Raw genomic sequence first — 9,137 nt, 5'->3', positions numbered from 1 at the left:
GCGAAAATTCTCGAGATATTCGAGGGCGCAAACGAAGTGCTTCAGTGGGTGATAGCCCGCCAGCTCATCGGGCGAGACGTGACAGGGTAGGGGGTGATGTCCACCACCGTCGGATTCCTCGGCGCCGGACAACTCGGGGAGCCGATGGTCGAGCGGTTGCTCGGTGCCGGCCACGATGTCGTGGTGTATGCCCGCCGCGAGGAGATTCGGCGCCGGTTAGAGCCGAAGGGCGCGGTGATAGCCGATTCAGTCGCCGACCTGGCGCGCGTCAGCGACGTCCTCATCTCGTGCCTGTTCTCCGATGCGCAGTTGCGCGAAACCGGTCTCGGCCCCGATGGTTTCATCGCCAACGCGAGGCAGGGCGCCGTGTTCGTCTCTCACACGACGGGCACACGGTCCACCCTCGAGGCGTTGCGGGATAGTTCTGCTTCGCCGGTCATTCTCGATGCGCCGGTCAGTGGCACCGTCGAGAACATTGATGCGGGCACGCTGACCGTGCTGATCGGTGGGCAAAGCGATGCCGTCGCCTCGGTGACGCTGATCCTGGCAACTTATGCCGACCCGGTGGTGGCGACCGGCACACTGGGCAGCGCTTTGGCGCTGAAGCTGATCAACAACCTGTTGTTCGCTGCCAATGCTCAACTTCTAGGTGCAGCAACGCAACTGGGCGCCCAGGTGGGTGTCGACTGTGTTGCTGTCCACACTGCAGGTGTGCAGCGCGCGGAGCCATGCGGCGGACCAGGCGCTCCGCATCGGTGGGATGGACCGGTTCGCCGAGTTGGCCGGCCCGTTCCTGCGTAAAGACATCGCGGCGTGCCGCGATGCCGCAGCGGAGGCGGGCGTGGAACTCGGATTGTTGGGCACCGCTGTGCGGGAGGGACCGCTGGACCTCGACGCCGCCGAGTCGCGACCGGAGTAACTCCCTGATGACGGGTCGACTACGCGGAACAGTTGTGTCTGATCTGGTCGAGAAACCGTGGACCAGCGTGACTGACGTCGGCGGGTAGCTGCGTGCCGTGTCGCGTCGGATCGCGGTCGTGGTGGTGGTGTTCGGGATCGCCGCGATCAAGGTGAGGCTGATCGGGTTGGACTTCAAGGAACTCCGCAGCGCGCCAATGCCATTGCGGATCGCATTCGAAAGTTATTGCCTCGTGCTGTGGGCGGTGCCGTCGGGGCTGTACCGGTCCGGTTGACCGTCAGTGGGAGCGGACCCCGAAGTCGATGTCGTGAATACCGGAGAACGGCGTGAAGCCGGCCTTATCGAGCCATGAAGGGGCTGCGTTGTGTCCCGGTTCCGGGCGCGCCCAGTCCACCCATGGCCCCCAGTCCTCGCGGCGCAGTTGCAGTTCCAACGTCTGCGGATGCGCGTCGGCGGCCGCGGCGTAGCGCTTCGCGAACTGCTTCATCTCGGGCAGTAGCCAGACGTCTTCCTCGGAACGCCACTTACCGTCGCCGGCGTACTCGATGAATTGATACGAGGGGAAATCGATGGGCTGGGCACCCGGTTCCGGATTGTCGGCTCGATTGAGCACCTTGTATGCCACCCGCGTGCCATCGACGACGTACCAGACGAGCGGGCTGTAGACCTGCGGTGCGGCACCCATCGTCCCCTCGAGGAACTTGGTGATTTCCGCCGGACCGGTGAACGTCCCGTAGAAGTGGTCGAAGTAGGTCGCGTCGTCGGTGAAGAGGCCGGCCCAGGCCTGCCAGTCTTCGAGCACCGGGCCGGTCATGAAGTAGCGCCGAAACGCCCGCTCGACTTCCGCAGTACTTGGCATCACGGCTACCCGCCCAATCGGAGGCCGGTGTTCCGGGTGCCGAATACGTCGGTGGCTATAATGGCACCGAGTTTCTCTGCATCCCAGCGCTTCTGGCCGTTGGAGACCGACGCCGCCGGATGCCAGCCCTTGAGTAGCTGAAGATGTTCGCCCATCGCGCGGATCACCTGACCGCTGACGTGGCCTGCCTCTGGGCTGGCCAGCCAGGCAACGACCGGCGAACCCAGTGACGGGTCTTTGGGGTCGAACTCGTCCTCGGCGCGTTCGTCGGGCTCGATCGGAGCCTGCGCGCCGGGCATGGACGCCGACATCCGGGTGCGCCCACCCGGGCTGATCGCATTCACGGTGGCTCCGATCGACGCCAACTCCAGGCTCAGGGTCTGGGTCAGGCCGACAATCGCGGCCTTCGCGGCGCTGTAATTGGTCTGCCCAAAGTGGCCGTGCAGTCCGGCGCCGGAGGTGGTGTTGATGATGCGGCCGTAGACCTTTCCGCCGGATTCCTTCGATTCCGCGCGCCACTTGCGGGCGACCGCGCGGCTAGTGAGCCAGCTACCGCGGACGTGCACCCGCATCACCAGGTCGAAATCGTCGGCGGACATGTTCCAGATGGCCTTATCGCGAACGATTCCCGCGTTGTTGACGACGATGTCCAGCCGGCCCAACTGCGAGTAGGCACGCTCCACGGCAAGGTCGACCTGCTCCTCGTCGCCGACATCGCTGAAGTCGGAAACTGCGGTGCCGCCGCGGCTTTCGATAATCGCCACTACTTCGTCGGCTACCTTGCCGGTGCCCTCGCCGGACAGGCTGGTGCCGAGGTCGTTGATGATCACGGTGGCGCCGTGCTTGGCCAGTTCGAGCGCGTGGCCGCGGCCAATGCCGTGCCCGGCCCCGGTCACCAGGGCGATTTTGCCGTCGAGTAGTCCGGTCATGGGCTCTCCTCGGTTGGTGTGAAAACCGTCAGAAACGGGCTGTCGGGATCGGCGTCATCGACTGGGCGAAACACTGCGGTGACCGGCATGCCGACCCGAAGATCGTCAGGGTCCGCACCTTCGATCGTCGTCATCAGCCGCGGGCCTTCGGCCAGTTCGACGATCGCGGCCACATACGGCAGTCGCTCCTTGAACGGTGCCAGATCATTCACGTAGACAGTCGAATACGTGTACAGCGTTCCAGTTCCGCTCGCCTTCACCGGCCGCACGTCCTCGCTCCAGCAGAACGGGCAGAACGGGCGCGGATAGTGATGGACCTTGCCGCACGCCGCGCATTCGGCGATCAGCAATTGACCCCGCCGGGCGGCCTCCCAGTAGGGGGCGCTTGCCGTGTCGATGGTCGGAATGTCAGCGCGAGCCACCCTTACCACCCGGTGAACTCGGTCGGTCGTTTCTCCACGAACGCCTGCACACCCTCCGTGGAGTCGTGCGAATACGACTGGATCTCCTGCGCCATCGCCTCCGCGACGAATGCACCGGAACGGTCGGTATCGAGGGAGTCGTTGAGCAGCCGCTTGGTGAACGCGATCGCGGAGGTCGGCGCTCCGGCCAACCGCCCGGCGAAGTCGGCGACTGTCGCGTCGAAGTCGGCGGCGCTGACCACCCGGTTCACCAGTCCCAGCGTGAATGCTTCAGCAGCTGAAAGCTTTTCGCCAAAGAACGACATCTCCTTGGCCTTCTGCATGCCGATCCGGCGAGGCAACAGGTAGCAGCCGCCACCGTCGACGACCAGCCCGCGCTTGACGAACGACTCCGCGAAGTAGGCGTTTTCGGTGGCGATCACCAGGTCGGAGGCGTACACGACGTGGGCCCCCAGGCCCGTCGCCGCGCCGTGCACCGCGGCGATCACCGGTTTGTTGCAGTCCAGCACGCTGGCCACCAACTTCTGGGCGCCGTTCATGATGCGCCGGGTCGGCTCCAACACCCGCTTCTCGCCCTTGGCGCGCCGTTCGGCCAGCGATCCCACGTCGGCGCCGGAGCAGAAGTGCTTACCGTTGGCGCGCAACACCACCACGCGCACCTTCTCCTCGGCATCGGCGGTGGCCAATAACGCGATGAGCGCATCACGGTCTTCGGGGCGTACCGCATTGGCCGCTTCGGGCCGGTTCAACGTGATCGTCATGACGCCGTCTGCGACGTCAGACAGAATCGGTGCCTGCGTGTTCATGGAGTGTAGGTGGCTTTCAGGTGCTTGATGCCGTTGACGAAATTCGACCTCAGCATGACCGGTTCACCCGCGGCGGTGACGTCCGGGTAGCGCGCGTAGAGCATCTTGAATGCCACGTTCAGCTCCAGGCGGGCCAAGTGGGCGCCCAGGCAGAAATGTGGTCCCGGACCGCCGAAAGCAATGTGGTTGTTGGGTTTTCGCGCGATATCGAAGTGCTCCGGCTGATCAAAGACCGCGGGGTCGCGGTTTGCGGCGGGATACCAGACCACGACCTTGTCGCCTGCGTTGAAGGTGTGAGTTACCTCGCCCTGCGAGTCGGTCAGCGTCACGCCGTCGCGAGTCACCGTGCGGCGAAAGTGGATCACCGGGCTGGCGAACCGCAGGATCTCCTCGACCGCGGCGGGCGCCATGTCGTCGTAGTTCGCCAACAGGCGGTCGCGCTGGTCGGGGTGGGCGCTGAGAATGAGCAGCCCGTGTGTCAGCGCATTGCGGGTGGTCTCATTGCCCGCACCGATCAGCAGGATGAAGAACTTCGCCAGTTCTTGGGGTGTCAAATTTTCTTCGTCGGACGTGACCAGCTTGCTGATCACGTCATCACGCGGATGGGCGATGCGATCCTCGGCGATTCGCTTGAGCAGGTCGATCAACTGCTCACTGATCTCGGTGACGGCGGCCCCAATCCCCGCGACTGTCTGGTCGGGTACGTACTCGGGGTCCGACGCGCCGAGCACGATGTTGGTTGCCCGCAGGATGAACTGTTCGTGTTCGCGTGAAACGCCCAGCATGTTGTCGATGATGCGCAGCGGCAGCAGCGTGGCGAACGACGAGACGAAGTCGCATTCACCTGTGCGCGGCATCTCCTCGAGGATCTCGGCGGTGGTCTCTTCAGCCAGGCCACGGAGCTCGGAGAGTATGCGGGGGGTGAAGCCGCGCGAGACGATCTTGCGCAGCCGCATGTGTTCGGGATCGTCCATGTCGATGATGGAGCCGCGGTACTCGCGCATCTCGGCGGTCTGGTCGAAGATCTGCGTGCCCTGCCCGGAACTGAAGTCGGCGGGGCGGCGGCTGATGTCGACGACGTCGCGATGGGCGCCTACCGCCCAGAATCCGCGGGGCCGCGGCGAGTCGGGTCGGTTGGTGCGGACGAACACCGGGCCGCCGGCCTCGCGAAGGCGCCGGTAGAGCTCGCTCCGGTCAGCTGGACGCTCCTGCCACCACCGCAGATCGATCAGCGGTGCGAACTGCTGCTCATCGGTGTCGATTGCGCTCACAGCACCCGATTCTGGCACCCATGTCACTTATAGGCAATGCCGGGGTGCTCGATCAGATAGGGCAACAGCCCAATATTTCCACCTCGGACGCACGAGTTATCTAACATCAGTGTCACTGCCGCTGAATGGACAGAGGAGAGCGCATGACCTTACGGGTAGGCATCATCGGCGTCGGTTGGGGCGCGCATGTGCAGGTGCCCGGTTTCCGGGCGGCGAAGGGCTTCGAGCCCGTCGCGCTCTGTGCGCGTACACCCGATCGGCTAAAACGTGTGGCGACCAAACTGGGCATCGAACAGACCTCCACCGATTGGCAGTCGTTCGTTACCCGCGACGACCTCGACGTCATCTCGGTCGCGACTCCCACCGTGCTGCACCACGAGATGACGATCGCCGCATTGGCGGCGGGTAAGCCCGTGTTGTGCGAGAAGCCGCTGGCGGGTGACCTCGAGGCCGCCCGCCACATGGTGCGTGCCGCGACCGACGCCAAACTGCCCACTGCCTGTTGCTTCGAGAACCGGTGGAACCCCGACTGGTTGGCCGTCGCGGACCGGGTGCGCTCGGGCTTCCTCGGCTCGCAGTACCTTGCGCGGGTCAGCCGCAGCGCGTCCTACTGGCATCCGAGTCATCCGCTGCAGGCACATTGGATGTACGACCGCGCGCAGGGCGGCGGCTATCTGGCCGGCATGCTGGTGCACGACCTGGACTTCTTATGCAGCCTGTTGGGCCGCCCGATGTCGGTGTGCGCGGAGGTCCGCACCAGCGACCCCGTCCGCGAACTGCCCGACGGCGGGACTCTGCCCGTCACCGCCGACGACACCGCGGCGCTGCTGATGCGGATGGAGTCCGGGGTGACCGTCATTTTGAGCCTCTCGGTGATGGGCGCCCACGCGGATCATTACCGCCTCGAATTGTTCGGGTCAGACGGCACGATCATCGGCGACGGCGACTTGCGTTCCGCGGCATATAGTCTCGGCGCCGCCACCGATGCGGGATTGAGTCCCCTGACGGTCGATGAACGCGAGCCCGCGCACCCCGAACGGTTGCCCGGGGGACTGGCTGGTCACGCCAGCCGGGCGATGGCGCTGATGCTGCAGGACTGGCTTTCCGCGTTCGATGGCGGCCCGAGCGGCGCGGCCACCTTCGAGGACGGGTTGCTGTCGCTCGCGGTGATCGACGCGGCGCATCGTTCGTCAGAAGGGGGCGGCTGGGAGCAGGTGCAGGTTTGAGCTGCGTCGCGCCGATCGTGGGGTTAGTTGAGGAACAGGCCGGCGTCAACCGTCACGTGCCGGCCGGTTATCGCTCGCGACTCGTCCGCCGCCAAGAACGCCACCGCTGCCGATGCGTCCGTGTCAGCCCAGGTCGTAGCAGGCCATGACATGGTCGAAAGCGTTGCCGTGCCGGCGCAATCGCCTCTGTGATCCACGTCGAGCATGACGGGCCGATGCAGCCGTCCGGCCCGGCCCAGGTCGTTGCCGTTCTCCGAACCGCTGACGGTATTCACCCGGATACCCTGTGGCGCAAGCTGTTTAGCTAGCACCTGCACGTACTGGGAGACCATCGACTGAGCGAGTTCATACGCCGCCCCACCGAGTCCCTGCGGCCAATCGTGACGAGGTCCTGGCGTTGACGAGGTGGGACCAGAAGCGATGAGAGACGCACCTTCGCTCAATCGCGGCATCGCGGCGCTGAAAGTGTTTACCACGCCGATAAAGTCGACGTCGAAGGTGTCGATGAAGGCCGCGATCGGGGCTTCCGGATGGGTCGGGGCGATGGCGGCGTTGGCGACGACGACGTCGAGTGCGCCGAGCTGCCGCACCGCGGTGTCGACGGCAACCTCCATTTCGGTTCGATCGCAGACATCGCAGCGATACACCGCCGCCCTTCGGTCGAGCTTCTCGATCATGCAAGCGGTGCGGTCGAGGTCTTCGCTAGTGGCGAGGGGATAGTCACACGAAGGGATGTTGTCGCAGAGATCCACCAACATGACGTCCGCGCCTTCCCGCGCCAAAATCAGCGCGTGGCTTCGACCCCGTCCCCTGGCTGCGCCGGTGACAAGCGCCACCTTGCCTGCCAGACGTCTGCTAATCACGAGCTTCTCCGGAAACCCGTTCCTCGGCGGGCGGGTAGATCAGTACGCCACGGATATTGGCGCCGGCGTGCATGTCGGCGTAGCCGTCGTTGACTTTCTCCAGGGGGTAGGTGCGGGTCACCATGGATTCGAGGTCCACCTGACCGGCGCTGTACAGCTCGAGGATCTTCGGGATGTCGGCACGGGGATTGCCCGAGCCGTAGAGGGTTCCGATGATCTGCTTTTCGGTCAGGGTGAGGTCCATCAGGTTGGCCCGGATCTCCCGTTCCAGCATCGGGTGGATGTTGGTGACCACCAACCGGCCCCGCTTGGCGGTCATGGCCAGCGCGCGGCCGACCAGTTGGCCGTCACCGACTCCCATAGCGCAGATGAACTTGTCCACGCCGCGGTTCCAGGTAGCCTCGGCGACAACGTCTTTGGCCTCATCCCAGTCTGCCGCGGTGTGAGTGGCTCCCATTTTCACCGCTTCGGCCCGCTTGTACTCCGACGGGTCGATGACGGTGATCGTGCGGGCACCCGCCAGCCGAGCGCCCTGCACCGCCGCGGCGCCTATGCCGCCGACCCCGGCAATGGCGACCGTGTCGCCCGGCCGGACCTCGGCCGCATAGACAGATGATCCCCAACCGGTGATGAAGCCGCAGCCGAGAAGGCAGGCTAGGTCGAGACGATAGTGATCCGGGATCTTCACGCAGCTTGCCTCGTGCACCACGGTGTGGTGTGCGAACGAACCGACGCCGCAGGCCAGCGCGAGGTCGTCGCCACCGAGGTGGTGGCGGGCGGTTCCGTCGTGAATCTGCATGCCCGAGTAGATCTTTGCGCCGAGGTCGCACAGGCTTTGATGTCCCGTCGAGCATGAGGGACAGCGGCCGCACGACGGGATGAAGCTGAACACCACGTGGTCGCCCGGCGACAGCCACGACACGTGTTCACCGACGGACTTGACTACGCCGGCGCCCTCGTGCCCGCCGATGCAGGGCAGTCGGATCGGCATGTCGCCGGTGACGAGGTGGTCGTCGGAGTGGCACATGCCCGAGGCGTGCAACTCGACCAGTACCTCGGTCGTCTTCGGCGCATCGAGCTCGATCGTCTCGATGGACCAGGGTGTGTTGCGTTCGAACAGGATCGCTGCTTGGGTCTGCACTGGAATCCCTTCCGGCTCAACGAATGATGGCTTGATGTTCGACGAACCCGGCGATGCCCTCGGGGCCCCCCTCGCGGCCGATGCCGGACTGCTTGAAGCCGCCGAACGGGCTGGCGAAGTCGAGCACGGCGGTCGAGTTGACGGCCACCGAACCGACCAGCAGCCGGGCCGCCACCGCTGCGGCGTGTTCCTCGTCGGCAGACCACACCGCGCCGACGAGCCCGTAGCGGGAGTCGTTGGCGATGGCCACTGCGTCGGCGGCTGCGTCGGGGCCGGTGTCGTCGTAGGCGATGACGACCGCGACCGGACCGAAGACCTCTTCGCGGGCGATCTCCATGTCGTTGGTCGCCTCGATAAGCGTGGGAGCCACGAACCATCCTGGGCCGCTCGGTCTTTCGCCGCCGGTCAACACCGTGGCGCCGTCGTCCACGGCGCGCCGCAGGAACCTCTCGATCCTGTCGCGCGCGGCCTCGTTGATGACCGGGCCGACGTCGGTGGCGCGGTCAGCGGGGTCTCCGACGGTCAGCCCGGCGACCGCAGCGGTCAGCGCGGTTACGAATTCGGCGTAGCGACTGTGTGGCAACAGGATGCGAGTCAACGCGGCGCACAGCTGACCGTTGTTGCCCATCACGCCAGCGACGAGGCCTGCCACCGTCGCCTCGAGGGGCGCGTCGGGCAGCACGATGGCAGGCGACTTGCCT

Annotated in this window: 10 protein-coding genes and 1 pseudogene; 3 read left to right on the top strand and 8 right to left on the bottom strand. The window is 65.5% G+C overall.

Features of this window, described 5'->3' with window-relative positions:
- Positions 1-96 precede the first annotated feature (96 nt).
- Positions 97-919, top strand: a pseudogene (locus tag VGH54_RS27010) (NAD(P)-dependent oxidoreductase).
- Between the two features lie 88 nt (positions 920-1,007).
- Positions 1,008-1,193, top strand: coding sequence for a hypothetical protein (locus tag VGH54_RS27005; RefSeq protein ID WP_331515202.1), 186 nt, complete (start codon positions 1,008-1,010; stop codon positions 1,191-1,193).
- Positions 1,194-1,196: 3 nt separating this feature from the next.
- Here the strand turns inward: VGH54_RS27005 and VGH54_RS27000 are convergent, their stop codons facing one another.
- From VGH54_RS27000 to VGH54_RS26980, 5 genes are read right to left on the bottom strand one after another with little or no spacing between them, the layout of a single operon-like run.
- The gene (locus VGH54_RS27000) at positions 1,197-1,778 is read right to left on the bottom strand and encodes a nuclear transport factor 2 family protein (RefSeq protein ID WP_331515200.1); all 582 of its coding nucleotides are present in this window, start codon (positions 1,776-1,778) and stop codon (positions 1,197-1,199) included.
- Positions 1,779-1,783: 5 nt separating this feature from the next.
- On the bottom strand, positions 1,784-2,707 hold the full coding sequence (locus tag VGH54_RS26995; RefSeq protein ID WP_331515199.1) for an SDR family NAD(P)-dependent oxidoreductase: 924 nt from the start codon (positions 2,705-2,707) through the stop codon (positions 1,784-1,786).
- Positions 2,704-3,138: a Zn-ribbon domain-containing OB-fold protein gene (locus tag VGH54_RS26990; protein WP_331515198.1), complete on the bottom strand. Its 435-nt coding sequence runs from the start codon at positions 3,136-3,138 to the stop codon at positions 2,704-2,706. Before VGH54_RS26990 ends, VGH54_RS26995 begins: the two co-directional genes overlap by 4 nt.
- The gene (locus VGH54_RS26985; RefSeq protein WP_331515197.1) at positions 3,132-3,935 is read right to left on the bottom strand and encodes an enoyl-CoA hydratase/isomerase family protein; all 804 of its coding nucleotides are present in this window, start codon (positions 3,933-3,935) and stop codon (positions 3,132-3,134) included. The genes VGH54_RS26990 and VGH54_RS26985 overlap by 7 nt, the downstream gene beginning before the upstream one ends.
- Positions 3,932-5,206 carry a cytochrome P450 gene (locus VGH54_RS26980; RefSeq protein ID WP_331515196.1) on the bottom strand — a complete coding sequence of 425 codons (1,275 nt, stop codon included), beginning with the start codon at positions 5,204-5,206 and terminating at the stop codon, positions 3,932-3,934. Before VGH54_RS26980 ends, VGH54_RS26985 begins: the two co-directional genes overlap by 4 nt.
- Before the next feature lie 143 nt (positions 5,207-5,349).
- On the opposite strand from VGH54_RS26980, the gene VGH54_RS26975 reads away from it, so the two are divergent.
- Positions 5,350-6,432, top strand: coding sequence for a Gfo/Idh/MocA family oxidoreductase (locus VGH54_RS26975; protein ID WP_331515195.1), 1,083 nt, complete (start codon positions 5,350-5,352; stop codon positions 6,430-6,432).
- A gap of 23 nt (positions 6,433-6,455) precedes the next feature.
- Here the strand turns inward: VGH54_RS26975 and VGH54_RS26970 are convergent, their stop codons facing one another.
- From VGH54_RS26970 to VGH54_RS26960, 3 genes are all read right to left on the bottom strand, one after another.
- Positions 6,456-7,268, bottom strand: a complete 813-nt coding sequence (locus tag VGH54_RS26970; RefSeq protein WP_331515201.1) for an SDR family oxidoreductase — start codon at positions 7,266-7,268, stop codon at positions 6,456-6,458.
- 19 nt (positions 7,269-7,287) lie between these two features.
- Positions 7,288-8,436, bottom strand: a complete 1,149-nt coding sequence (locus tag VGH54_RS26965; protein WP_331515194.1) for an NDMA-dependent alcohol dehydrogenase — start codon at positions 8,434-8,436, stop codon at positions 7,288-7,290.
- A gap of 16 nt (positions 8,437-8,452) precedes the next feature.
- A partial coding sequence (locus tag VGH54_RS26960; protein WP_331515193.1) for an aldehyde dehydrogenase family protein occupies positions 8,453-9,137 on the bottom strand: 685 nt, incomplete at its 5' end.

The organism is Mycobacterium sp. (assembly GCF_036488105.1).
Taxonomy (GTDB): Bacteria; Actinomycetota; Actinomycetes; order Mycobacteriales; family Mycobacteriaceae; genus Mycobacterium.
Note: the sequence above shows the minus strand (reverse complement) of the source record. Positions and strands in the feature narration are given on the sequence as shown.